Raw genomic sequence first — 24,587 nt, 5'->3', positions numbered from 1 at the left:
GCCTCACCTTGCCCAACTGCTTCTAGCATAAAGGAATTTATGCTGTTGATTGCCTCTACAACGCAATACCGACGCAACGCCAGCTTTGCGCTGCCAAAACCTGTGCACTGCGATATACTGCCAACGTTGATAAAACGCTAATGTTAAACCCCAATTTACCTACCCATCGCGACCACGCTGACAACAATGCCGAGCCTAATCCATGCCTGATAACGCAACTATTGCCACCCTTCCTGATTCTCAAAGGCATAACCATAGTGAAGATGTGCAGCTCAATCAGCCACAGTGCGATTCGACTAAACCAAATGACATCAGGCTAAGCTTACTCGCGCCGAATGCAACCAAGCCAAGCGCAATCGAGCCAAGTGCAACCAAGCCGAGTGCAATCGAGCCAAATGCGATTAAGCATGAGTCGGTTGTTGCCGAGCAAAAACAGAAGGTTATTTTTATCGGCTTGCCCCGTACTGGGACGACGAGCGTAAGCGTGGCGCTATTGGAGCAAGGTTTAAAAGTGGCACATATGGCGTTTACTAAAGCAGCCTTTATGCAGGCTGATGCGATTTCCGATGCGCCTTGTTTTAGTGATTTCAAACAGTTAGATAAACTCTTCCCCGAGGCCAAATTTGTCTATATTGACCGAGAGTTAGACTCTTGGGTGCCGTCGATGCAGATGTTACTCGGTCGAATGCTGCCACATTTAGATGCCAAAACTGGCCGATTCCACCCAATCATGAAGCGCAGCTTTCGCCATAGCTTTGGCGTAGGTATAGTCGAAAATCCGCAGGATGAACAACATCTTATCGATTGTTATCTGCGCCATAAACAAAGCGTGTTCGACTATTTTGCGGGCAGACACGACTTACTCAGTATCGATGTGAGCCAACAAGGTGCCCTCGGTCAGCTATTGGCTTTTATGGGCCTAGCCGCTACCGAAAATCAGCAGAGCTTTCCTAAGCTCAATGTCGGCCGCAATGTGGCCAGTTGGGATGAATATAAACACCCGAATAAGATCAGCGCCAATGCCTCGGGGCCAGACAAACGTAAGTTCTTTGATTATAAAATCTAGGGCCAAGGTTCTAGGTTCTAGATTCTAGATTCTAGGTTCTAGGTTCTAGGTTACTCATTATTTTTCCGACGCTTAACCACAGTTAGCCAGTCGAGACTCACGCCCGAAATTGCATTAAAACCGCGGATACGGAAGATAAGTTGCAGTAACTGCGGCCGAGGCCTGACTTTGGGTTCGACCGAGCGCGGAATAAACCACAGTGTCACAAATGCGCGCAGTATGGTCGATACTAAAAACACTACAAAAATCGGGCTACTGAGCCAAGCATTCCAGCCTGACCAGACTAAAAAGTCCGCCGCATGGGAGGCTATCGTGCCGCCAACCATCGCCCCCACAAATACGAATCCCGCACTGAGTGACGCTTGCAACGCTGCATAGGTCGCAAAGTCACTGCGAAAGGGACGAATATCATAAAGGTAATTGGCGGTACTTAAGGTAAAGCCGCTCCACGCGAGGCCCGAAAATGCCTGAATAAGGAGAATATACAGATAGTTATCGGAAAACAGCCATAACAATGGCAAGCTTGGGATCATGCAACTGGTAATAATCATCACCAAACGATTGCCGAATTGATCGCTAAATCGCCCCCAAAACTTTAGCGTCACAAATTGAGTCGCTATCGAGGCCACACTCGCGAGCACAAATTCGATGTAGCTAAAGTGCAGGTCTTCTAGCATATACACAGCGAAAAATGGCGCCGATATGGCGACCATCGCCTGCATACTGGCCACAAACAAGCTGTACTGGCGAAAGGTTTTATCCTTCCATGCGCCGCGAAAATTGCGAATGGTTTGGATAAACACGCCGCACTGCTTGGCTTCACGCGGATCAGGATCGTGCATTTGCAGTAATAACCAAGCCGAGACAAAACGCCCCATGGCGGCAATCGAAAACAGCAGCGTAAAACCCAACCAGGCCATTTGCTGCGAATCGGTCAAGGTCAGAATACCACCGCCAATAAAGAACACGCTTAAGGATGCGCCCATGGTTAAGCGGGTACGCGCCGCGAAAAAGGCGCCACGGCGACGTTCAGGCACGATAGACCCCATCCACGCGCGCCAATGGGGTTGGATAAGATTAATAAAACCGTGGTATCCCACGGCGAGCGCGATAAATATCCACACTGCGTGATCGGGGCGAAAGGCCGCCAACACGCCCATCGCCAATACCACAACAGCTTGCAAAGCTGCGCAGCAAACGATAAACCCGCGACGGGAAAAATGGCTCGCTAACCAGACAGAAACTAACTGCGACATCGCCCCAAAGAGCTGCGGTAAACCAGTAACAAAGCCCATTTGCGCAAGACTAGCACCGAGAAAAATCGCGTAAGCGTTAAAAAAGTTATCGCTGGTTGCCGTCATCATCGATGAGGCAACGGCTTCCTGCTGTGAACGACGCAGAGTACATCTTAACCAGAGATTTCTGGCGCTACGGCGCGCGCAAGTTAATGCAGTGGGTACTTCGTGGTTGCCCATTCCAAGCCAAATCCATATGCGACTAAGGGTTTTTAATGGTGCAATTATGTCGTATATAAGCAAAAAACAAAACGCCCCGTTTGGGGCGTTTGATTAGGGCTAGAAGCAAGCCTTTAACTCGGCTTCTTGATCTAACAGGCTTTGATACAAGGTAAACTGGTTCGCCGCTCTATCCAGATTATGACCCTCACGGTGCACGTGGAAATACACGTCGCCATTGAGATAATCCGTTAAAAAACGCACGCCGATCATCAGGCAAATGACTCGCGCCCCAAGCCAAAGGCTGCGTTTTTCGACCTCAGTTAATACCTCGGAGAGCTCACTTAAATAGCCACGGCAAATGGCGGCAAAGATCGACTGGCGCACTTTAACATTTTCAAGGGCAGTAGAATCTTCTTCCTCGGGCGAACAGAAAGTACGCACCATATCGCCAAAGTCATACATTAGATGACCTTTCATGCAGGTGTCTAAATCGATAATCGCCATGCTCGACATGTCGCGCTTATCAAACAACATATTGTTGATTTTCGTGTCGTTATGGCAGATCCGCAGCGGTAACTGCGGCGAGATTTCAGCCAGTTCATCCAATAAACCTTGCTGCGACAGCGCGTAATCAACCCATTGACGGCACGACTCTAAGCGCTTGGCTTTATCCTGCTGCACCGCTTGGCGCAGCATTTCCATCCGCCCAGGCAAGTGATGAAACTGCGGGATCACATCTTCAAGCTCGGTGGCGTCAAAATCACTTAATGCACAGGCAAAGTGACCAAAGGCCTTGGCGGCCATTTCAGCCTGCGCTTCAGACTTCACCACTTCGATACTTAAACTATGGGGTAAATAACTGATCGCACGCCAAAATCCCTGCTCACCTAAATCAATAGCAAGTTCACCCTCTTGGGTAAGACAAGGGCTAACCACTTGCAGACCATATTGCTGCTGCAATGCCTTGGCGCATAAATGATGGCTGATCTTATCGGCATTACTCACCAGCGCCTGCGGCGTCTTAAACACTTGGGTGTTAATACGTTGCAGCACCAATTCACCCGTAGGCCAACGCACTAATAAGGTGTCGTTAATATGACCATTCCCTAACGCTGAGATTTTTGCCTCGTCGGCTTCAATTCCAAAATGAGGCAACACTGACTGCCTAATGAGTTTTATCACCCAATAACTCCATTAATTTTTGCTTTACCCAGACAGTATCCTGCGGATAGGTCACACCGAGCCAAGGTTCGCTGGCCACATCAACATAAACGGGCACACCTTGCTCAATTGCCGCCTGAACCACAGCAGGCAAATAACACTCCGATTTCGGCAATTGGCCCTGTTGTTCAATAAATGCGGTTAATTGCTGTTTAATAACATCAAATATGCTTGGCGAAAAGCCCCAGCAGGTCATGGATACCAGCGACTGTGAAGGAAGCTTTGCTAATCCCATTGGCCCTTCGCCCACAAAACCATCATCTTGAGCTTGAATATTTAACCACTCGGCGACCGAGCGTAACTGCCCATGCTCAACTTGACATAAGCCACGGTTTACTCCGCCATGTTCAGATAACGTTAGCTCGATAGGATAAGCCACCATCATCCAATCCTTAGGTCTGGCGGTTAAGCCTTGTGCTAACGAGGCAAAGGCGCTGTCACCGTAAAAGTCATCGGCATTGATCACTGCCATTGGTCCTGTTACCCAATCGCGGGCACACCAGAGCGCATGTGCTGTCCCCCAAGGCTTTAAACGATGGCTAAAATCAGCAAGCATTGCGTCTTGTGGTAAATCACTTAATGACTGGTAGCAAAAGTGATATTCAAAGTTTGCGGGTAAAAACTGCGTCAATATCCCGGAGAGCTCCGCCTCAAGCTCAGGGCGGATCACTAATACAGCACGCTGAAATCCACTGCGAATAGCCGATAAAATAGATAACACCAACATGGGTTCGCCAGCTGGCCCAAGGGAGGCTAACTGCTTATCGCCGCCAAAACGACTTCCAAGGCCCGCCGCCATAATGACTAAGGTCAAATCTGTATTCATGTGGGATTGAGTTTTCAGTTCGTATTAAAGAAATTTTCCCGAACCTCGCCGTCATCGGCTATGCGAGCGCATGTAACACAAGATCGGAGAAAAAGAGGAGCAAAAGTGTAATCTACCCCTCTAATCCTGACTAGCATTTAAGCTTATTTTTATCTATTTAACGGGCTAAATAAGTTCCAAAGGCACGATTTGGCTCTAAAACCGCTTGGCTGCCTTTGAGGCTGAACTTATAACCACACAAACCAATGCTGCCACGGCGGGCTAAATCGGTAATGATATTAGCGGTATCAAGCGGCGTGAAACGCGCTTCAGTGGCAGAGTCGGCAAGCAAATCCACAGTGATAGTGCGATACTCAGTGCCATTATTAAACACTAATGCACTACAACTCTTATCACCCTTCGCCGTAGCAATAGACCACAGGTTTTGCGGCTTGTCGCGTTCACCCAACCAACGAATAATTAATACATCTTGCTCTAATGCCACCGAAAAACCGTCGGGCAGATCTAAGGTCACACGATCGCTTGCTGCAATAGGTGCTGAAGGCACCGCTGGCACAACCGATTCGTCTACCTGCGACTCATCGGAACTAGGCCATAATCCCCATACCAGCAAGACTAACAACACAGCGCCCGCACCGCCGCCGACAGGCAGCCAGTAACGGCGTTCCGGCTTAGGTAATTTAGGCAACTTAATATAACGACGGTAAGGAGCAAAAAACTCCGCGACGCCCCTAAACAATTCGGTCATAGAACCGGATTCTTTAGCTTCGGCGCGGCGACGGCGCACTTCTTCAGCATGCTCGGTGTCATTAAAAACATCGGCATTGTCATCGGGATCAAAGCGCCACACCGGCTCATCACTGTGCTCAGCAGGATCAAGCGGCGCACGCTTAAATTCTTCTCCCTGCAAATCCACTTGAGCTAAATCGACCTCGGCGAGGTCGATTCGCGTTTGCTCTACTCGGCTCGGATTAGCGGGACGAAAATCGGCATGCCCCTCAATTACAGCATCAGGCACCACAAAATCCGCTGGATTGGCAGTCATCTTAGTTAAGGCATCAAAGCGCAGCTCATCTTGGCGCAACACCTCAAGTTCTGGCTCAGCAACAGCAGACGAAATAGTTGGCTCTGTCTGGGAATAAGCTTCTGCCGGAGCCGCAACAGGAATATTTACTGATACATCAGGCACCGCATTTTGCGCCGTGGCCGCCTTTGGCGTGATCACAGGTTCAACTCGGCGACGGGGGATCGCCTGCGAGATAGGCGCATCGAGTGCTGGTCCATAATAACCAAAACGGTAATCCACTATGGTTGGCGACTTCAAACGGGTTCCCCAAAAAGTCGCGCCAGCCCCCAACACTAACCCTAATATCGCCAATACTGGTGGCGCAGCCACAATATACAGCGCCAGTAAAATCAGTAGCGGCAGAATAAAGACTGCAACCAAGGCCTTAGGCTTAGCCGCATCATTTAAACGACGCAGCGCCGTGAGGGCGAGTAAAGGCAGGCCCGCTAACGCTAAAAGATACATGAGAAAGTTCGCCCCAAATGCGGCGACAGCCAGTGATATGCCTAAATAGACACCAACACTGATAGCAACAAAGCGGGGGCGGGAATCACGCCCGTGAAGGCAGAAAAGAGATTTTAACAGCACGACCCTTCCTTTATAGTGAAATAATTCAAGCGCACACGACTCTCAATGTCGCATAGGCATGAGCGTAACGAATTTAGCCGCAATTGTCAGTGCAATAAGACGCTAGATAAGCAAAAATGCTGATTATATCCATCTAAAGCTAAATCAGGCTTAATTCTCAAGCTCAGCAAGGCTTAGGGACGCAGAGATTTTCAGTATCCGATCTTTGAGTCACAGTAAACCGTAAAAATGCACCAACGGCAGCGTTAACTGTCGCAAAACATAAATAGACAACAATTGCTGGCTAACAAGCCCTAGCGTTTTTAAGGTCAAAATCTGTATAATACTCGGCTTTCTGGGCCCTTCTTGCGTTAACCAACTGGATATTTAGCTCATGACCGCACGCGGAAATTTATTTATTGTGTCAGCGCCAAGTGGTGCGGGTAAATCCTCGCTAATTTCGGCATTGTTAAAAGACAAACCTGCCGATATGCAGGTTTCAGTATCGCACACCACCCGCGCGCCGCGCCCAGGTGAAGTTGATGGTCAACACTACCATTTTGTTAATGTTGAAGAATTTAAAGCACTGATCGCGCAAAATGCCTTTTTTGAGTGGGCCGAAGTGTTTGGCAATTACTACGGCACATCGCGCCATGTGATTGAGCACACCTTAACTCAAGGTATTGATGTGTTCCTCGATATCGACTGGCAAGGTGCCCAACAAGTCAAAGCTTTGATGCCAGAAGCCGTGGGCGTATTTATTCTGCCACCCTCACGGGATGAGCTAGAGCGTCGCCTGACTGGCCGCGGCCAAGACAGCAAGGATGTGATCGCCAGCCGTATGGCACAGGCGGTTTCTGAAATGTCGCACTATAAAGAATATGATTTTATTATCGTCAATGACGATTTCGACACAGCACTGGCGGATCTGCGGGCGATCATTCGCAGCCAACGCTTAACGGGTGCTAGTCAGATCCACGCGCAAAATGATATGCTTAACGATCTGTTGGCAGGCTAACTGCCATAGTGTACAATTTTGCGTCATTTTTTCCCTAGATAAACTGGAGTTTCAACACATGGCTCGCGTAACTGTAGAAGACGCCGTAGAACAAATCGGCAACCGTTTTGATATGATCCTGGTTGCGGCGCGTCGTGCTCGCCAAATCGCCGTGCAGGGTAAAGACCCTATGGTTGAAGAGATGAACGACAAACCAACGGTTATCGCCCTGCGTGAAATCGAACTAGGTTTAGTGAATGCTCACACTTTAGATGCTGATGAGCGTCAAACTGTGCGTGAGCGTGAAGCTGCTGAAATCGCAGCTGTTGCAGCTATCGCTGAAGGCCGTTCACTATAAGTTTGATTGAGTCACACCTGTTTGGGTAAAGGAGAGCTGCCACTTGTATCTGTTTGAAGGTCTAAAGGAGTCTGCTTCCGGTTACTTAGAACCTGAACAGGTAGAATTGCTCAAGCAGGCTTACCAAGTTGCGCGTGATGCCCATGAAGGGCAAATGCGCACTAGCGGCGAACCTTATATTACCCATCCGGTTGCGGTTGCCCGCATCCTCGCCGAAATGCGTCTCGACCATGAGACGCTGATGGCGGCATTGCTGCATGACACCATCGAAGATACCTATGTCACCAAAGAAGATTTAGCCGAGCGATTTGGCGAATCGGTGGCTGAATTGGTTGAAGGGGTGTCTAAGCTCGACAAGCTGAAATTTCGCGATAAGAAAGAAGCTCAAGCAGAAAACTTTCGCAAAATGATGATGGCGATGACGCAGGATATCCGCGTTATTCTCATCAAGCTTGCCGACCGCACCCACAACATGCGCACCTTAGGCGCGCTGCGTCCTGACAAACGCCGTCGTATTGCCCGTGAAACCTTAGAGATTTACGCGCCGATTGCCAACCGACTTGGTATTCACAATATCAAGACTGAGTTAGAGGATTTGGGTTTTCAAGCCTATTATCCCATGCGTTATCGGGTATTAAAGGAAGTAGTGAAAGCCGCCCGAGGCAACCGTAAAGAACTCATTCAAGGCATTGAGGCTGCGGTGTTAACCCGCCTAAACGATGCGGGCATTAAAGGCAAAGTCAAAGGCCGCGAAAAAAACCTCTACTCCATCTACAACAAGATGCAGAGTAAAGAGCTGCAATTTCAAGAAGTCATGGATATCTACGCCTTTCGCGTGATTGTCGACTCCATCGATACGTGTTATCGCGTGCTCGGTGCGATGCATGGCCTGTATAAACCACGTCCAGGTCGCTTTAAAGATTATATTGCTATCCCCAAAGCCAACGGCTATCAGTCGCTACATACCTCGTTATTCGGCCCCCACGGCGTACCCGTCGAGATCCAAATTCGTACCGAAGATATGGATCAAATGGCCGATAAAGGGGTTGCGGCCCACTGGGCTTACAAAGGCGGTGCCGATGGTCAAGGCACCACCACGCAAGTGCGTGCCCGCAAGTGGATGCAAAGCTTGCTGGAACTGCAACAGAGCGCCAGCACCTCCTTCGAATTCGTGGAAAACGTCAAAACCGAACTCTTCCCCGAAGAGATTTACGTGTTTACCCCCGAAGGTCGCATTTTAGAATTACCGGTTAACGCCACCGCCGTCGACTTTGCCTATGAAGTCCACACCGATGTGGGTAACACCTGTGTCGGCGCCCGCGTTAACCGCCAAGCTTATCCGTTAAGCCAGCCATTAATCTCCGGCCAAACCGTTGAGATCATTACCGCCAAAGGCGCGCGTCCGAATGCCGCTTGGCTTAACTTTGTGGTGACGGGTAAAGCACGCGCAAAAATCCGCCAAGTGCTTAAGAGCCTAAAAGCGGACGATGCTATCGCCCTTGGCCGCCGCTTGCTTAACCATGCGCTGGGTAAAACCAAACTCGATAGCATTCCAGCCGAGCAGATTGATAAAGTCGTGCGCGATACCAAGCACGCCAATTTAAATTCCTTACTCGCCGACATCGGCCTTGGCAATGCCATGAGCATAGTCATCGCCCAACGTTTGATTGGCGATAATTTAGAGAATCAAGAGAGCCGCGATTCTCACCTGATGCCAATCCGTGGCGCCGAAGGCATGTTAGTAACCTTCGCTAACTGCTGCCGCCCCATCCCTGGTGATGCGGTGATTGCCCACGTGAGCCAAGGTAAAGGCTTAGTCGTCCACATGGAAAACTGCGCTAACATTCGCGGTTACCAAGGCGAACCCGATAAATACATTCCCGTACAGTGGGACAATGTCGAAGGCGTCGAGTATCAAGCCAATCTGCGGGTTGAAATTGTTAACCACCAAGGCGCGCTGGCGAAGATCACCTCAATTATCGCCGCCGAAGGCTCGAACATTCACAACCTTAGCACCGAAGAGCGTGATGGCCGCGTTTACTTGATTAACCTGCGGATTTCGGTGAAGGATAGGATCCATTTAGCTAACGTGATGCGCCGTATCCGGGTACTGCCCGAGGTGTTGCGTACATCCCGTAATCGTTGATCATTACTTTAGAGAGAGCGTCATGGCAGAAAAAATCATTATCGCGACCGAAAACGCCCCAGCGGCAATTGGCACTTATTCTCAAGCGGTTAAAGTCGGCAACACTGTATATTTATCCGGCCAAATCCCACTGGTGCCAAGCACAATGCAAATCGTGAGCGATGATTTTGAGGCGCAAGTCGTGCAAGTGTTTGAAAACTTAACCGCTGTTTGCACCGCAGCTGGCGGCACAATCAACGATATCGTTAAGCTCAATATCTTCCTAACGGACTTAAGCCACTTCGCCAAAGTGAATGAGATCATGAGCCGTTACTTCAGCCAACCTTACCCAGCTCGCGCCGCTATCGGTGTGAAGCAGTTACCTAAAGATTCGCAAGTCGAAATGGATGGCGTGATGGAGCTGTAAGCTTCAACTGATATGAAAGGCGCTTAGGCGCCTTTTTTATTGCCTAATGCGCCCTGCGGCTCCTGCTCTGACCTGTGATTAAGTTCATTTTCATTTCATACTCGCCCATTAGGCTGTTTTGCAGATTTAGTGATTTTACAATCTTGCAAACTATTTGCGCGGCCTCACAAAACTCGCCATACTGGGCACCTATGTTGGGGTGAAAATAACAATAAAGAACAGGGAATTGCCTATGGATAAAGCGATTAAGACGCCAATTGAAATGCTGGCGCACTGGGCGAATACGCGTGGGGATGAGATTTATTTGCGCCAGCCAATCAAGGGGCAATACCTTGATTTCACTTGGAATGAAGTACAAGAAAAAGTCCAACAACTCGCTGGCGCGTTGCGTCATTTAGGCTTAGAGCCGGGCGATAAGATTGCCGTTCTGTCTAAAAACTGTGCCGAATGGTTTATCACCGACCTCGCCCTGATGCACGGCGGCTATATCAGCGTTCCTATTTATCCGACTGCGAATCCAGATACCATTCGCTATGTATTGCAGCATAGTGGGGCTAAAGCGATTGTCCTCGGTAAGCTCGATCATTGGGCCGATCAAGAAGCCGGTGTCGGCGGCGAATTGCTGCGCCTTGCGATGCCCTACGACACCATGCCAGCTCAATATCAATGGGAACAATTGCTCAATATGGGCAACCCGTTGATTGAAGCGCCATTAGCCGAACCCGATCAGATAATGACGCTGATTTATACCTCGGGCTCAACGGGTCAACCTAAAGGTGCGATTCAAACCTATGCTAGCTATGGTTGGACTTGCCAAGCGGTGGTGCGCGATCTACGTACAGATGGTAAAGATAGATTATTGTCCTACTTACCGTTAGCCCATATTACCGAGCGCGTGGCGATTGAAGGCTCATCCTTTTATTCAGGCAGTACAGTCGCCTTCGTCGAAAGCTTAGACTCCTTCGTTGCGGATGTGCAGCGCGCTAAACCAACGGTGTTTTTCTCCGTTCCACGCCTGTGGAGCCTGTTCCAAAAGAACATTATCGACAAGATTGGTGTTGGCAAACTCAATCTATTGCTAAAAATTCCACTGATTAGCAGCCTAGTAAAACACAAGATCCATAAGGGCTTAGGACTCAACCATTGCCGTTTACTCGGCTCTGGCTCAGCGCCTATTCCACCCTCACTCATCCACTGGTATCACAGTATTGGGCTGGATATTTGTGAGGCTTGGGGCATGACAGAAAACTGTGCTTACTCCATCATCAACTACCCTTTCGATGCGCGTAAAATCGGCACTGTGGGTAAACCCGTGCAGGATTGCCAAATCCGCCAAGGTGAAGATGGCGAGCTACTCATTAAGAGCCCAGGCCTAATGACCGCCTATTATCTGCAACCTGAAGCCACCGCGGCGGCCTTCGATGCTGATGGTTTCTTCCATACCGGCGATCTCTGCGCCATTGATACCGATGGTTGTGTGACGATAACTGGCCGCGTGAAAGACAACTTTAAAACCGCTAAAGGCAAATATGTGGCACCAGTGCCCATTGAGCGCAAGCTTGCACAAGATCCTCATGTGGAGCTGATTTGTGTTATTGGATCTGGTTTGCCGCACCCTGTAGCCCTAGTGCAACTCTCTGAGGGAGCTAACCTACAAGCCCGTGAAGAAGTACGCGCTTCCCTTAAAGCGACACTCGATAGTGTGAATCCACATTTAGAATCCCACGAACATGTGGATGCCATTGTGGTGGTGAGTGAACCTTGGACCATCGAAAACGATGTATTAACCCCCACACTGAAGATCAAGCGCCACGTGCTTGAGAAAGCCTTTAGCGAAAGGGTGGACGGGATCCGTGGTGCTCAAGTACGCTGGGAAGATGAGTTAGTCGCAAAATAACGTCAAAGCGCACCGTTATGATTAAAGCACGCTCTTCGGCGTGCTTTTTTATGACATATTCTGTCAAAGCAAATTAAAAACACGTATCATGTGCGCCTATCAGCGTAAGGTGATACACCTTAAATTAATTCACTCAATCAGGTTTAACAGAGTCCAAAATGCTTATTGCACTTTCAATTATCGGCGGCTTTATTATTTTAACCTTAGGCGCAGAGGCCTTAGTCCGTGGCGCAAGCTCCATTGCACTTCGTCTTGGGATTACGCCGCTGGTGATCGGCTTAACGATTGTGGCTTTCGGTACCAGCGCACCAGAGCTTGCGGTAAGCGTAAAGTCAGCCTTGGCAGGCAATAGCGGCATTGCACTGGGTAACGTGATTGGCTCTAACATCGCCAACATTGGCTTAATTTTGGCAATTACTGCGCTTATTCGCCCGATCCAAGTTCAATCGCAGATGGTAAGACGGGATATTCCACTGATGATCCTCGCTTCTATGCTGTTTTGGGGATTATTGCTAGATGGCGAACTCAGCCTGACTGACGGCATCATTTTATTATCACTCCTTGTCGGCTACTTGGTTTTCAGCTATTTCAGCGCCAAAAATACTACTGATGCCGATGGTGAAGTGATTGAAGAAGGTCCTAAAAATCCATTGCTTTCAATCGCGTTTATTATTGTCGGCATCGGAATGTTAGTCGGCGGTGGCATTTTATTTGTGAATGGCGCTGTTGATTTAGCCAAAGTATTTGGTGTTAGTGAAGTCATTATCGGCCTGACTATTGTCGCTATTGGTACCAGTATGCCAGAGCTAGTGACCTCGGTTTTAGCGGCACTCAAAGGCGAAAGCGATATTGCTATTGGTAATATCGTTGGGTCAAATATATTTAATATATTAGGTATTCTTGGCGTGACCGCCGTCGTTTATCCTGTATCTGGGCTTGGTTTCCAACCCTTAGACTTTATTGTCATGCTAGCGTTAGCCGTAATCATTTTACCCTTTGCTTGGTCTGGCCTACGAATTGGTCGCCGCGAAGGTGCCACGCTGCTTATTGCTTACTTAGGCTACATGGTTTACCTCGTTAACCAAGCTAGCAGCCAAGCGGTAGTCTAACGATTTACGCGTTCACCTTAAATTACTAAAACACCGGAGCCACTCCGGTGTTTTGCTTTTAGGGTTAAGACATGACATTTGTCATGCACTATTGATGACCTTTGTGCCTGAACTCAGACCAAGGTATTTCTGATAATGAAGCCGTCCCCAAGCAATGGGTTATCACTTCAATAAGGAAATACCATGAAAACACTTTTACTGTTATCAAGCCTTACTCTCGCCTGCACGCCTGCGTTCGCGGCCTCGAACTCAAGCTCCAATATCGCTGAAGTAGACAAAGCGACTAACACGCTGAATATTGATAAATTGCAACAGCTCAGCACTGTCACTCAAGATTACGAGGCAGCTTATGCTAACTATCGCTTAGCCATCAGCGCTAATGTGATCGGACAAAAAACAATGGCAGAGAATGCCTTAGCCTCGGCTCAAGCAAGCTTAGAAACCTTAACCAACAGCCAAGCCGATGCCGAATCCCTTGCACTATTATCATCCGTGTATGGTATGCAAATCGCCTTGGATAACAGCAAAGGCGCTGCGCTTGGGATCAAATCAGCTAACGCCATTGCTCAGGCCGAACAGCTGGCGCCGCTTAATCCGCGGGTCACATTAGTAAAAGCGATTGCCGCCTATAATACGCCAGCAATGTTTGGAGGCAGCATGCAAGTTGCCAAGACACTCGCCAGCAATGCGATTGAGCGATTTAATCAACCTTGCGAGAACATTTGCTGGGGTGAGGCAGAGGCTTACACTTGGCGCGGACTCGCAAAACAGGAGTTAGGTGACGCCCAAGGGGCTATCGAAGATTGGCAACAGGCGCTGCAAGTGGAAAAAGATTATGGTTGGGCTAAGTTTTTACTTCAACAAAATCAGCAAATAAGTGCAAAATAACCCCAGAAAAGGCAAAAGGATTGGCTAATGCTTACGGCCAATCCTACTCTCAGCAGCCGCAAAATGGATCTTAGGCGAAGCGATATGACAAATAACCCCCTACAATTGGAACGCAAGCTCGCATGGGTGTACTTAATAAACCTCGCGTTTTATCTGATACCGCTGTTTATTACGCCTTATCCTAGCTGGCAAATTATCTTAATTTTAGCCGTGCTGGTTCCCTTTATTTACTGCTATTTTTGGACCTACCGCTGTAATTTCCGCAGCGCCCATCGGCCTATTATCGGCATGTTAGTACTTGCTATAGCCATTACCCCTATTAATCCCGGGTCCATCTCACTCTTTACCTTTGCCAGTTTCTTTATTGGTTTCTTTTATTCCTTTAGAGTTAGCTTGTTATGCTGGCTCGGGATACTAGTTACACTGTTCTTGCTCAACTACGTTAGTCAATTCAATAGCTACTATTTTCCAATGTACGGCTCAGCCTTAGTATTAGGGGTTGGTATGCTCGGTAAAGCAGAGCGAAGACGTTACCAGCATAGATTGAAGGAGCGACAAAGCGCCAAAGAGATCAGCACCTTAGCCACTATGGTTGAACGGGAGCGTATCGCCAGAGACTTGCACGATATTATGGGGCACAGTTTGTCATCGATTGCTCTAAAGGCTGAATTGGCCGAAAAACTACTGGCGAAACAAGAATATCAACTTGCAACGACTCAACTACAAGAGCTAGGACAAATTGCGCGGGAAAGCTTGAGCCAAATAAGGCATACCGTCTCAGACTATAAACACAAAGGCTTAGCAAGTTGCATCACCCAGCTATGTCATTCACTCAGGGACAAAGGCATCTACGTAGAGTTAATCGGTGAATTACCAAAACTACCCGCCAGAACAGAAAGCCAACTTGTGCTGATTTTAACTGAACTCGTGAATAATATTTTGCGCCACAGCAACGCGAGCCAATGCAGCATTCAATTTAGTGAGCAGGCAAATACCCTTAATGTCGAGGTTAAAGATAATGCCTTAGCAAGACCTTTTATCGAAGGAAATGGGCTCACAGGTATTCGTGAACGTCTCGATAGCCTCGGAGGTCATTTACGCTATAATCTTGAGCAGGGATATGCCTTTAGCGTTACTTTACCTTTGCAGGGAGCAACAGATTAATGAAGATTCTATTGGCAGAAGATCAAGCCATGGTGCGCGGTGCACTAGCGGCACTGCTAACCCTTGCTGGCGGTTTTACCATTACCCAAGCCAGCGATGGCGACGAAGCATTAACCCTTCTCAAACAACAGCATTTTGACCTGTTACTGACGGATATTGAAATGCCGGGACGAACTGGTTTGGAACTAGCCGCTTGGCTAAAGGAGCAACATAGCCAAACCAAAGTGGTGGTGATCACAACTTTTGGCCGCGCAGGTTATATTAAACGCGCTATCGAAGCGGGTGTCGGTGGATTTTTGCTAAAAGATGCGCCCTCAGAAACCCTCGTCAGTTCAATTCAACAAGTGATGGCGGGCAAACGCGTTATCGATCCTGAGCTGGCAATGATGGCAATTGGCGATGTCGACCCCCTCAATGATAAAGAGCGCCGCGCCCTTCGGTTTGCCAGCGAAGGCAAATCCACCGCCGAAATTGCCGAGATGCTGTTTATTGCCGAAGGCACGGTACGTAACTATTTATCCGAAGCCATCGCCAAACTCAATGCGAGCAACCGTATCGATGCCGCCCGCATTGCCAAACAAAAAGGCTGGTTATAGCTCAGCTAGTTGTCATAAATGCAGTAAATGCGCTCGAATTTTCCCGATGCAAGATCGTCTCGGTGAATAATAAAATTCAATTGCATAGAATGCTCACTGTAGATGACTTTAAGTAGCACCAGATAATCTTCGGCATTGCCTCCTAACTCTGCCGCGGCGTGGAGTTCGGGGGCTTTATAGCGGCTATCTCCATAATCATTAATGCTGACGATACCATCGTAATACGGCAGTGGCTGCTCGGGGACGAGCAATGCCTGCAAGTTAGATGACTGCCACTCGGTATTAGCCCATTGCGATTGAGTGAGAATCTGACCGGGAATTAACCCCTGCTCATTCAATTGTATCAGCTCATAGCCCTTGAGCTGATCTTGCCACTCTGGTATCAATTCATCATCCACAACCGCTAGGGCCTCCAGCACCATGGCTTGTTGCGGTTCAGGTAGCGCTTGTAAACGAGCCTTGGCTAACCTTACTAAATGCGGGTTGTCACTATTAATCATGTCAGGGGCTATCATCTTAATGCTAGCAATCCCCTGAAGTTGATAAGCCGCCTCATACTCATAGTTTGCACATACCGCATCGTCGAACTTAAGTGCGGCAATCGCTTTCCCAGAGTTCAGTTGCTGATCTTCACCGACATAATAGACATGGCCGCGAAGCATTTCCGAGAATCGCCAGCGCTCCAAAAAGAACAACAATCGCCCCTCTCGAGGCAAATAAGATTGCAACGCCTTCAGTTCGCTACAATTGATTTGTGCGATAAATTGCATCGGCACACGGAAGGCTTGCGCAGCCTCGTCCCAATCCCAATCTTGCGACCACCCATAATGCTCCTCGATATACTCGCGAGTGTGGTCGAATTCCTCAGCGTAAGCATCCAGCATCGCCTCCCTTCCGACCAAGGTCACCGGATAATCCCTCCCTACAGGTAAATCCGGCAATCCACCCAGTCGGCTGTTACCTAACTGGCTATAGTCTTCGTTTGCACTGGGATAGAGATCGACACTACTGCGAATAAACGCCGAGAGGACGTGGGCAAGATGTGGGTCTTTAAACTGCGCCAGCTTTTGCTCTAGCAGCTGCTGACGAATGGGGGAATTTTCTGCTAATAACATATCCATATTGACCTCACGACTCCAATGTTTGCTTTTTATCATTTCTATCAAATATATGCTATCGATCAGCAGGTCAAATTGCCGATGCTATCACGCTAACGCTAAAGCCTGAGTCAGCAGCTTGCGGCGCAGGCGGGCAGCGATCCTGTGAATTGAAAACCCTTAGGCGAATTACTGCTACACTCAAACTCTGCTCAAAAGATCAACAAAAGGATTTGTTTATGGCGATAGCCTGCGTGCATACCCGAGCCAGTTGTGGGGTTGAAGCACCCGAAGTCACGGTTGAAGTGCATCTCAGTAATGGCCTGCCGGCTTTTAATCTGGTGGGTTTGCCAGAAGCCTCTGTCAAAGAAGCCCGCGAGCGGGTACGCAGCGCCTTGATCAATGCGGGGTTCGAGTTTCCGATGCGGCGAATAACCGTTAATCTCGCGCCGGCGGATTTACCCAAGCAAGGCGGCCGCTACGATTTACCTATCGCCATCGGCATTTTGGCTGCTTCAGAGCAAATCCCCCACACAAGCCTTAAGGATACCGAATTTGTCGGCGAACTTGCCCTCTCAGGGCAAATCCGCCACTGCCAAGGATTACTACCAGCAATCATTGCGGCTAAACGCCATAATAATCAGTTAATTCTGCCACTCGATAATCGCCACGATGCCGAGTTAGTTGGCTATCCTAAGGTCTACTTTGGCTCCCATTTGCAAAGTTTAGCGGCGTTTCTCCATGGACAAGCGCCACTCCCCATGTTGGAGCAACAGCTCGAGTGGATCTCGGATGAGCCGGCACAGTCCACGCCTTGCCTTAGCGAGGTGATAGGTCAATACCAAGCTAAACAAGCACTTGAAATCGCCGCTGCAGGCAACCATAACCTCTTGATGCTAGGCCCGCCGGGTACTGGCAAAACCATGCTAGCCAGCCGCATGATGGCGCTATTACCTGCACTCAATTATGAAGAAGCCTTAGAAGTGGCTGCAATTCATTCCGTCGCGGGCATCAATATCAAACCTGAGGACTTTCTTAAGCGACCATTTCGCGCGCCGCATCATACTTGCTCCTCAATTTCCTTAGTCGGAGGTGGCAGTATTCCTAAGCCTGGCGAAATTTCATTGGCCCATCGCGGAGTATTATTTCTGGATGAAGTCGCTGAATTTCCAAGAAAAGTGCTCGACTGTTTGCGTGAACCGATGGAAACAGGTGAAGTGGTGATCTCCCGCGCGGCGGCAAAACTGACCTTTTTAAGCCGTTTTCAATTGATCGCCGCCATGAACCCCAGCCCGAGTGGCGATATCGACGGCCCCAATCGAGCTACACCCGATCAAATCCAGCGCTATCTCGCCAGACTCTCTGGCCCGTTTATAGATAGATTTGATCTCACCATCGAAGTCCCCAAACTTCCCGCAGGCACCCTAACGCAACAGTCGGCACAAGGCGAAACCAGCCATCAAATCGCCAAACGAGTAAAATGCGCCCGCGATATTCAACTCGCCAGAGCGGGCGTGCTTAACAGCGAACTATCAGGCAAACAACTTAAGCAATTTAGTGGTATCAATGATGCTGACCTAGTTTTTTTAGAACAGAGCGTCGTTAAACTAGGATTATCCGTGCGCAGCTTTCATCGTATTCAACGGGTTGCCCGCACCATTGCCGACCTTGAGCAGGCCCCCAATACCGAAAGACGCCACCTCGCCCAAGCCTTAGGTTATCGGGCTATGGATAAATTATTGGCCCGTTTATCCCAACAGTATTGAGACTCGAAATATTAACAAATGCCCCGACCAGCCGCCCTAAGATTGAGCCAAACGCCGACACCGAGTAACATAGGCCTCCAATTTTTATCAGGGGGCGCCAATGGGGACGTTGTTTTCACAATTAAAAGGGTGCATAGCTTTCTTAGGCTATGTCGTGAATACGCTGTTTTGGGTTGTACCCATTGTTCTGGGCAGCTTCATTAAACTTATTCCTTTGCCTGTGTTGAGAACGGCGACGAGCTATTTTCTCGACTTTTGCGCCAGCGCTTGGATAAGCGTCAATGGGGTGATTGAACGTGTGCTGCACCCAGTGCAAATTGAGCTCTCGGGCGATAGCCAATTTTCTACCAAAGAATGGTATATGGTGATCGCTAATCATCAGTCTTGGGTCGATATTTTGATCCTGCAGCGCGTATTTAATCGTCGAATCCCGTTTTTGAAATTCTTCCTGAAACAAGAACTGATTTATGTGCCCGTGTTAGGGCTAGCATGGTGGGCATTAGATTTTCCTTTTATGCGCCGCTATAGCACTGCACAACTTAAAAAGAACCCAAAACTCAAGGGCAAAGATATCGAGATCACCCGTAAAGCCTGCGCAAAGTTTAAGACTAAGCCAGTGAGTGTGATGAACTTTGTCGAAGGAACACGCTTTACTAAGGCCAAACATAAAAAACAAAACTCACCGTTCCAACATCTGTTAAAACCTAAAGCGGGCGGCATGGCCTTTGCGCTATCCGCCATGGGAGAACAGATCCACAAGCTAGTCGATGTCACGATTTACTATCCAGATAGCGTCCCAAGCTATTGGGACTACCTGACAGGCAAGCTGCCAAAGGTTAAAGTACACATAACAGTGAAGGATATTTCGCCAGATATGCGTGGCGATTATATGAATGATCGCGAGTTTAAAATTAGCTTCCAAGAACAATTGAATGAACTTTGGCTCGCTAAAGATCAAGTGATCAGCCAATTGGCTGGGCAAGCGGACCAAGAAGTAAGGTAAAACCTCTATGTTGAATTTTCTCCCCGGCCCAGTGCTGTTTATTCTCAGTCTGAGCCTGCTGATCATTAACACCGCCCTTTGGGGAACCTTGGTTTGCCTTGGTGGTTTAGTGAAAATGTTGATGCCAGCTCAAGGCGCACGCAATGCAGTGACCGGACTGATGAATCGTTTTATGTGGGCATGGGCAACCTGCAATGGTGGCATTTTGTATTTGATTGCCAAAATCGAGTGGGATGTTGAAGGACTTGAAGGGCTCAATAAAAACAGCTGGTACTTGCTAATCAGTAACCACCTCAGTGGCTTTGATATTGCCGCGCAGACTTACCTGCTGCGTAACCATATCCCCATGTTGAAATTCTTCCTCAAAAAAGAGCTGATCTATGTCCCTATTATGGGCCTAGGTTGCTGGGCGCTCGACATGCCTTTTATGGACAGAACCAGCCCGGCAAAACTCAAGAAAAATCCGAAACTTAAGGGTAAAGATTTAGCCACCACTCGCCGTGCCTGTGAGAAGTTTAAAAATATGCCCACATCAATTATCAACTACGTTGAGGGCAGCCGCTTTACCGAAGATAAGCGTCAGCGCCAAGATTCACCTTACCGTCATTTACTCCGGCCTAAAGCAGGTGGTATTGCCTTTACACTTTCCGCCATGGGTGAGCAATTTACTAACCTACTGGATGTGACGGTAGTGTATCCGGATGCGCCAGACGATGTGTTATTTGGCGTAATGAACGGCAAAGTACGCAAGATTATTGTACGGGTGCGAGCCTTGCCAGTACCGCAGGTCGACGCTACTCGCTACTTTTCAGAATCGGAATATCGGGTCGAGTTTCAGCGTTGGTTAAACCAAGTTTGGGCGGAAAAAGATGATCAAATTGCTGCACTCTTGCAGCAACATCAGCAGCTAACAGATAGTGCCACCAGCACCCACACACAGCTTCACTAATACAGATTAACGAATGCAGCTTCACTAACGTATGTGAGTCGATAGCGGGTTAGGCTTACCTAGCCCGCTTATTCCACTTCTAGCTGTGCCAGCCTCATTGCCGCTTCTGCTAATTCCGTTTCATTAAACACACTCATACCTGCCGCCAGCAGAAGTTCGGCCGTCATTCCCCGCCCTGCAATTAAATGCTTACTGAAACTGCCATCATAAATGTGCTGATTACCACAGGAAGGACTACGCGCCTTTAAAATCGCTATCTTAATGCCTTGCTCCTGAGCCAAAGCAAGCGCCTTTTGTGCTCCCAACCTAAAAGCCGCTGTTACATCTTCACCCTGCGCTGTTAGCACTAGATCGCCAACACGCTCGGCCGCAGGCCTTGGTGTGGGTAATCCGCCCGCGCATTCAGGACAAAACGCCACTATCCGCCCTTCTCGCTGCCATCGCTGCATCCACTCGTCTTGCAGCAGATTATGACCGCCGTCATAACGCACCGCCTGCCCAAGCAAACAACTGCTAATGAGGATTTTCTCCATCTTGCCCCTCTATACCTTCACCCTGTGAGTGCCGACCAATACTTCCTCTGCATTGTACTCAATAAGTCGCAATGGGGTAAAAGCTGTGCTTGATCGCACCATCTGACATCACTCGACACCAAAATTGTCGACAATTACCAATTAAAAAATAGAGAAGATAAAATTATCAAAATCAAATTAAATACAAAATAACCAACAAATACATCAGCTAAAAATCAAAACGCCAGAAGTATAGACTTACGTCTAAGTAAACATATTGTTGACAATGGCATTTGACAGGACTATTTTTTACCCATTGTCGACAATCCAGCAATCAACGAGTGATGCGCAGTATGTTGAAGCAAGAGACCATATTCCCCATAGATGACACCCAAAGCTCAGTGGCCCATGCCTCGACGAGCCCAACGAATAAAGTGAAATCCCTCGCCAGCGAAAAATCGTCGACCACCTTAGCCGATCAAATTTTGGTGCAAATACAAACCAGCATCATCAAGGGTGAACTGCCTGCAGGCAGTAAGATCAACGAGCAAGCCCTCGCCGAAAAATATGGCATCAGCCGAGGCCCGACCCGTGAAGCGCTGCAAACCTTAGAAAGACAACGTCTCGTTGTCCGCGCGCCCCATGTGGGTGCCCGTGTTGCTCAACTCACAGTGAGCGAGTTAAACGATTTATATCAATTACGTAGCGTGCTCGAAGGTATGGCCTGCGAACTCGCCGCTAGCCGCATTACCCCAGAACAGCTGGCGAAGTTGCAAGACCTGCTCGCCGTGCAAGAAACCGCGCTGGCCAATGGCGATACCTATTTTCAAGAGGAAGGCGATGTCGACTTCCACTATCAAATAATCCAAGCCAGCGGCAATAAACATCTGCAAGAAACCTTAATTGGCGGGCTTTATCATCTGCTGCGGATGTATCGCTATCAGTGCACCAATAAGAACCGCCCAGTAAAAGCCATTGCCGAACACAGACGCATAGTCGAAGCCATCGCCCAGCGTGATGGTGAACTCGCTAGCCTGTTGATGCGTCGCCATATTGAGCAAGGCCGTAAAAATACCGAATTACGCTTGATTGAATTACAAGCTAACGCCGCCGCGAAAGAAACCTTAGCCAATATTAACTAAGGCGTTGCGGCCCATAAGCATCGAATACTGATCATTCAGTACTTTTTAATAGGATAAGGACAAGACCATGACCCAAAGCGCAGGATTACGTTTTCGCCAAGCTCTTGCTAACTCAAAACCGCTGCAAATCGTCGGCACCACCAATGCCTATTTCGCCCTGATGGCGGAGCAAACGGGTTTCCAAGCCCTGTATCTGTCGGGCGCGGGTGTAGCGAACGCCTCCTACGGTTTACCGGATTTAGGCATGACCTCGATGAACGACGTGCTGATCGATGCTGGCCGTATCACCTCTGCAACCCAACTGCCACTGCTGGTTGATATCGACACAGGTTGGGGCGGCGCTTTCAACATCGCCCGAACAATTAAAGAATTTGAAAAAGCAGGTGTTGCCGCCGTGCACATGGAAGACCAAGTGTCACAAAAGCGTTGTGGCCACAGACCCAACAAAGCGGTCGTTAGCACAGAGGAAATGGTTGACCGTATCAAGGCCGCCGTCGATGCCCGTACCGATCCTAACTTTGTGATCATGGCGCGCACCGATGCGGTTGCCGTTGAAGGTTTAGAAGCGGGTATCGAACGTGCAAAAGCCTATATCGCCGCGGGTGCCGACATGATTTTCGCCGAAGCCTTAACTGAGCTGGACCAATACCGTCACTTCAAGGCTCAGGTTAACGCACCAATCCTGGCGAACATGACCGAATTTGGCCAAACCCAATTGTTCAACAAAGAAGAACTTGCCGCAGCGGGCGCCGACATGGTGCTTTACCCACTCGGCACTTTCCGCGCCGCTAACCAAGCCGCACTGAAAGTGATGCAAGCGCTGATGAATGATGGTCATCAACGCAATGTATTAGACACTATGCAGACCCGTGCGGATCTGTATAAGTACTTGGGCTACCACGCCTTTGAAGACAAGTTAGATCAATTGTTTAGCCAAGATAAGTAAAAGATAAGTACAGACCATGGACGTCAGTAGAAGCTTAGGCTTCGCGTTGTTACTGATACCCAGATGCGCGAGCCGCGACCTCAAATAACGGCTCACGCATCACCGACACGCTGCAACCCTACATAAGGTCGAAACGAGTATTTCGCCAACATTATGCAGCTTTAACCAAAAAGGTAGACGGCCAATATTGAGCCTGTCTGCAATAACCATAGCGTTAACGGAAGGGAAGGATTATGTCAGACGCAAAAAAATTAAGTGGTGCAGGATTACGTGGCCAGAGCGCGGGTGAGACCGCATTAAGTACCGTAGGTGTATCGGGCAGCGGCCTGACCTATCGCGGTTACGATGTGAAGGACTTGGCCGAAAACGCCACCTTCGAAGAAGTCGCACACCTCATTCTCTACGGTGAGCTGCCAACCACAGCACAACTCGAAGCTTACAAGACCAAACTTAAGGGCATGCGCGGCCTGCCACAGGCATTAAAAGAAGTATTAGAGCGTATCCCTGCCGACGCCCACCCAATGGATGTCATGCGTACCGGTTGCTCTATGCTGGGTAACCTCGAAGCCGAGCACAGCTTTAGCGAGCAAAGCCAAATTGCCGACCGTTTACTGGCGGCCTTCCCATCGATCATCTGCTACTGGTATCGCTTTAGCCACGATGGTGTACGCATCGAAACCGAAACCAATGATGAGCAAATCGGTGCTCACTTCCTGCACCTGCTGCACGGCAAAGCGCCATCGGCGCTGCACGCTAAGGTAATGGACGTATCATTAATTCTGTATGCAGAGCATGAGTTTAACGCTTCAACCTTTACCGCCCGTGTGTGTGCATCGACCCTGTCGGACATGCATTCCTGCGTCACTGGTGCTATCGGCTCACTGCGTGGTCCGCTACACGGCGGCGCTAACGAAGCGGCGATGGAACTCATTCAAGATATGAAAGACGAAGCCGATGCCCGCGATGTGCTCATGGGTAAACTCGAGCGCAAAGAAAAGATTATGGGCTTTGGTCACGCCATCTACCGAGATTCAGATCCTCGTAACGCCATCATCAAAGAATGGTCAGAAAAACTGGCCACAGATTATGGCGATGATCGCCTCTACCGCGTATCGGTCGCCTGTGAAGCCCTGATGTGGGAACAGAAAAAACTCTTCTGTAACGCCGACTTCTTCCATGCCAGTGCTTACCACTTCATGGGCATTCCAACCAAGCTGTTTACCCCGATCTTCGTTTGTTCACGGGTAACGGGTTGGGCAGCACATGTGATGGAGCAGCGTTCAAACAACCGCATTATTCGTCCAAGTGCCGACTATGTGGGTGTAGCGCTACGTAAAGTCGTGCCGATTGCAGAGCGTTAATAACACAACAGGAACTGGCGCTAAGCGTCAGTTCCGCATGAGCTCTT

General features: G+C 48.9%; 22 protein-coding genes. 16 read left to right on the top strand and 6 right to left on the bottom strand.

Annotated features, from left to right (window positions below):
• Window positions 1-202 precede the first annotated feature (202 nt).
• Window positions 203-1,066 carry a sulfotransferase family protein gene (locus tag IEY09_RS11425; protein WP_188871133.1) on the top strand — a complete coding sequence of 288 codons (864 nt, stop codon included), beginning with the start codon at window positions 203-205 and terminating at the stop codon, window positions 1,064-1,066.
• Between the two features lie 50 nt (window positions 1,067-1,116).
• Here the strand turns inward: IEY09_RS11425 and IEY09_RS11420 are convergent, their stop codons facing one another.
• The 4 genes from IEY09_RS11420 to IEY09_RS11405 all read right to left on the bottom strand — a co-directional run bounded on the left by IEY09_RS11420 (window position 1,117) and on the right by IEY09_RS11405 (window position 6,224).
• Complete coding sequence (locus tag IEY09_RS11420) at window positions 1,117-2,541, bottom strand: MFS transporter (protein WP_188871131.1); 1,425 nt, start codon at window positions 2,539-2,541, stop codon at window positions 1,117-1,119.
• Window positions 2,542-2,640: 99 nt separating this feature from the next.
• Window positions 2,641-3,705, bottom strand: coding sequence for a phosphotransferase enzyme family protein (locus IEY09_RS11415; protein WP_037413685.1), 1,065 nt, complete (start codon window positions 3,703-3,705; stop codon window positions 2,641-2,643).
• Window positions 3,689-4,570 carry a nucleotidyltransferase family protein gene (locus IEY09_RS11410; RefSeq protein WP_188871129.1) on the bottom strand — a complete coding sequence of 294 codons (882 nt, stop codon included), beginning with the start codon at window positions 4,568-4,570 and terminating at the stop codon, window positions 3,689-3,691. Before IEY09_RS11410 ends, IEY09_RS11415 begins: the two co-directional genes overlap by 17 nt.
• A gap of 157 nt (window positions 4,571-4,727) precedes the next feature.
• Entirely contained in the window at window positions 4,728-6,224 is a 1,497-nt protein-coding gene (locus IEY09_RS11405; RefSeq protein ID WP_188871127.1) for a hypothetical protein, read from the bottom strand.
• A gap of 373 nt (window positions 6,225-6,597) precedes the next feature.
• On the opposite strand from IEY09_RS11405, the gene gmk reads away from it, so the two are divergent.
• The 9 genes from gmk (at window position 6,598) to IEY09_RS11360 (ending at window position 15,764) form a co-directional block, all read left to right on the top strand.
• The gene (gmk, locus tag IEY09_RS11400) at window positions 6,598-7,221 is read left to right on the top strand and encodes a guanylate kinase (protein ID WP_037413691.1); all 624 of its coding nucleotides are present in this window, start codon (window positions 6,598-6,600) and stop codon (window positions 7,219-7,221) included.
• Between the two features lie 58 nt (window positions 7,222-7,279).
• Window positions 7,280-7,558, top strand: a complete 279-nt coding sequence (rpoZ, locus tag IEY09_RS11395) for a DNA-directed RNA polymerase subunit omega (RefSeq protein ID WP_007651394.1) — start codon at window positions 7,280-7,282, stop codon at window positions 7,556-7,558.
• A 43-nt stretch (window positions 7,559-7,601) separates the two neighbouring features.
• Entirely contained in the window at window positions 7,602-9,704 is a 2,103-nt protein-coding gene (gene spoT, locus IEY09_RS11390) for a bifunctional GTP diphosphokinase/guanosine-3',5'-bis pyrophosphate 3'-pyrophosphohydrolase (protein WP_037426421.1), read from the top strand.
• A 22-nt stretch (window positions 9,705-9,726) separates the two neighbouring features.
• A complete protein-coding gene (ridA, locus tag IEY09_RS11385; protein WP_011070722.1) occupies window positions 9,727-10,110 on the top strand; it encodes a deaminase RidA in 384 nt (127 codons plus the stop codon).
• Between the two features lie 232 nt (window positions 10,111-10,342).
• Window positions 10,343-12,007 (top strand): AMP-binding protein, encoded by a 1,665-nt coding sequence (locus IEY09_RS11380; protein ID WP_188871124.1) that lies wholly within the window; start codon window positions 10,343-10,345, stop codon window positions 12,005-12,007.
• Window positions 12,008-12,165: 158 nt separating this feature from the next.
• Window positions 12,166-13,116 (top strand): calcium/sodium antiporter, encoded by a 951-nt coding sequence (locus IEY09_RS11375; RefSeq protein ID WP_055647874.1) that lies wholly within the window; start codon window positions 12,166-12,168, stop codon window positions 13,114-13,116.
• Between the two features lie 183 nt (window positions 13,117-13,299).
• Window positions 13,300-14,004, top strand: a complete 705-nt coding sequence (locus tag IEY09_RS11370; protein WP_188871122.1) for a tetratricopeptide repeat protein — start codon at window positions 13,300-13,302, stop codon at window positions 14,002-14,004.
• Window positions 14,005-14,088: 84 nt separating this feature from the next.
• Entirely contained in the window at window positions 14,089-15,168 is a 1,080-nt protein-coding gene (locus IEY09_RS11365; RefSeq protein WP_188871120.1) for a sensor histidine kinase, read from the top strand.
• Window positions 15,168-15,764, top strand: coding sequence for a response regulator transcription factor (locus IEY09_RS11360; RefSeq protein ID WP_037413708.1), 597 nt, complete (start codon window positions 15,168-15,170; stop codon window positions 15,762-15,764). Before IEY09_RS11365 ends, IEY09_RS11360 begins: the two co-directional genes overlap by 1 nt.
• A 5-nt stretch (window positions 15,765-15,769) precedes the next feature.
• Here the strand turns inward: IEY09_RS11360 and IEY09_RS11355 are convergent, their stop codons facing one another.
• Window positions 15,770-16,885, bottom strand: coding sequence for a DUF1963 domain-containing protein (locus IEY09_RS11355; RefSeq protein ID WP_188871119.1), 1,116 nt, complete (start codon window positions 16,883-16,885; stop codon window positions 15,770-15,772).
• Window positions 16,886-17,100: 215 nt separating this feature from the next.
• Between IEY09_RS11355 and IEY09_RS11350 the strand changes: the two genes are divergently transcribed.
• From IEY09_RS11350 to yihG (IEY09_RS11340), 3 genes are all read left to right on the top strand, one after another.
• Window positions 17,101-18,627, top strand: coding sequence for a YifB family Mg chelatase-like AAA ATPase (locus tag IEY09_RS11350; RefSeq protein WP_188871117.1), 1,527 nt, complete (start codon window positions 17,101-17,103; stop codon window positions 18,625-18,627).
• 100 nt (window positions 18,628-18,727) lie between these two features.
• Complete coding sequence (yihG, locus tag IEY09_RS11345; protein ID WP_037413712.1) at window positions 18,728-19,630, top strand: 1-acylglycerol-3-phosphate O-acyltransferase, YihG family; 903 nt, start codon at window positions 18,728-18,730, stop codon at window positions 19,628-19,630.
• 7 nt (window positions 19,631-19,637) lie between these two features.
• On the top strand, window positions 19,638-20,579 hold the full coding sequence (gene yihG / locus IEY09_RS11340; RefSeq protein WP_037431237.1) for a 1-acylglycerol-3-phosphate O-acyltransferase, YihG family: 942 nt from the start codon (window positions 19,638-19,640) through the stop codon (window positions 20,577-20,579).
• Between the two features lie 68 nt (window positions 20,580-20,647).
• Here the strand turns inward: yihG (IEY09_RS11340) and IEY09_RS11335 are convergent, their stop codons facing one another.
• Window positions 20,648-21,112, bottom strand: coding sequence for a 2-thiouracil desulfurase family protein (locus tag IEY09_RS11335; protein WP_099457107.1), 465 nt, complete (start codon window positions 21,110-21,112; stop codon window positions 20,648-20,650).
• A 332-nt stretch (window positions 21,113-21,444) separates the two neighbouring features.
• Between IEY09_RS11335 and IEY09_RS11330 the strand changes: the two genes are divergently transcribed.
• The 3 genes from IEY09_RS11330 (at window position 21,445) to prpC (ending at window position 24,540) form a co-directional block, all read left to right on the top strand.
• Complete coding sequence (locus IEY09_RS11330) at window positions 21,445-22,233, top strand: GntR family transcriptional regulator (RefSeq protein ID WP_188871115.1); 789 nt, start codon at window positions 21,445-21,447, stop codon at window positions 22,231-22,233.
• A 67-nt stretch (window positions 22,234-22,300) separates the two neighbouring features.
• Entirely contained in the window at window positions 22,301-23,179 is an 879-nt protein-coding gene (prpB, locus tag IEY09_RS11325; protein ID WP_011624354.1) for a methylisocitrate lyase, read from the top strand.
• Window positions 23,180-23,412: 233 nt separating this feature from the next.
• The gene (prpC, locus tag IEY09_RS11320) at window positions 23,413-24,540 is read left to right on the top strand and encodes a bifunctional 2-methylcitrate synthase/citrate synthase (RefSeq protein ID WP_188871113.1); all 1,128 of its coding nucleotides are present in this window, start codon (window positions 23,413-23,415) and stop codon (window positions 24,538-24,540) included.
• Window positions 24,541-24,587 lie beyond the last annotated feature (47 nt).

Origin of the sequence: Shewanella xiamenensis (assembly GCF_014647135.1) — a bacterium.
GTDB classification, from domain to species: domain Bacteria; phylum Pseudomonadota; class Gammaproteobacteria; order Enterobacterales; family Shewanellaceae; genus Shewanella; species Shewanella xiamenensis.
The sequence above is the reverse complement of the archived record's forward strand: the minus strand, read 5'-3'. Positions and strand labels throughout refer to the sequence as shown.

What these genes read in the sequence shown, in the direction of transcription:
- IEY09_RS11425 (WP_188871133.1), top strand. Translation starts at nt 203, where the DNA reads ATGCCTGATAACGCAACTATTGCCACCCTTCCTGATTCTCAAAGGCAT.
- IEY09_RS11420 (WP_188871131.1), bottom strand. Translation starts at nt 2,541, where the DNA reads ATGGGCAACCACGAAGTACCCACTGCATTAACTTGCGCGCGCCGTAGC.
- IEY09_RS11410 (WP_188871129.1), bottom strand. Translation starts at nt 4,570, where the DNA reads ATGAATACAGATTTGACCTTAGTCATTATGGCGGCGGGCCTTGGAAGT.
- gmk (WP_037413691.1), top strand. Translation starts at nt 6,598, where the DNA reads ATGACCGCACGCGGAAATTTATTTATTGTGTCAGCGCCAAGTGGTGCG.
- rpoZ (WP_007651394.1), top strand. Translation starts at nt 7,280, where the DNA reads ATGGCTCGCGTAACTGTAGAAGACGCCGTAGAACAAATCGGCAACCGT.
- ridA (WP_011070722.1), top strand. Translation starts at nt 9,727, where the DNA reads ATGGCAGAAAAAATCATTATCGCGACCGAAAACGCCCCAGCGGCAATT.
- IEY09_RS11380 (WP_188871124.1), top strand. Translation starts at nt 10,343, where the DNA reads ATGGATAAAGCGATTAAGACGCCAATTGAAATGCTGGCGCACTGGGCG.
- IEY09_RS11375 (WP_055647874.1), top strand. Translation starts at nt 12,166, where the DNA reads ATGCTTATTGCACTTTCAATTATCGGCGGCTTTATTATTTTAACCTTA.
- IEY09_RS11370 (WP_188871122.1), top strand. Translation starts at nt 13,300, where the DNA reads ATGAAAACACTTTTACTGTTATCAAGCCTTACTCTCGCCTGCACGCCT.
- IEY09_RS11365 (WP_188871120.1), top strand. Translation starts at nt 14,089, where the DNA reads ATGACAAATAACCCCCTACAATTGGAACGCAAGCTCGCATGGGTGTAC.
- IEY09_RS11360 (WP_037413708.1), top strand. Translation starts at nt 15,168, where the DNA reads ATGAAGATTCTATTGGCAGAAGATCAAGCCATGGTGCGCGGTGCACTA.
- IEY09_RS11355 (WP_188871119.1), bottom strand. Translation starts at nt 16,885, where the DNA reads ATGGATATGTTATTAGCAGAAAATTCCCCCATTCGTCAGCAGCTGCTA.
- IEY09_RS11350 (WP_188871117.1), top strand. Translation starts at nt 17,101, where the DNA reads ATGGCGATAGCCTGCGTGCATACCCGAGCCAGTTGTGGGGTTGAAGCA.
- yihG (WP_037413712.1), top strand. Translation starts at nt 18,728, where the DNA reads ATGGGGACGTTGTTTTCACAATTAAAAGGGTGCATAGCTTTCTTAGGC.
- yihG (WP_037431237.1), top strand. Translation starts at nt 19,638, where the DNA reads ATGTTGAATTTTCTCCCCGGCCCAGTGCTGTTTATTCTCAGTCTGAGC.
- IEY09_RS11335 (WP_099457107.1), bottom strand. Translation starts at nt 21,112, where the DNA reads ATGGAGAAAATCCTCATTAGCAGTTGTTTGCTTGGGCAGGCGGTGCGT.
- IEY09_RS11330 (WP_188871115.1), top strand. Translation starts at nt 21,445, where the DNA reads ATGTTGAAGCAAGAGACCATATTCCCCATAGATGACACCCAAAGCTCA.
- prpB (WP_011624354.1), top strand. Translation starts at nt 22,301, where the DNA reads ATGACCCAAAGCGCAGGATTACGTTTTCGCCAAGCTCTTGCTAACTCA.
- prpC (WP_188871113.1), top strand. Translation starts at nt 23,413, where the DNA reads ATGTCAGACGCAAAAAAATTAAGTGGTGCAGGATTACGTGGCCAGAGC.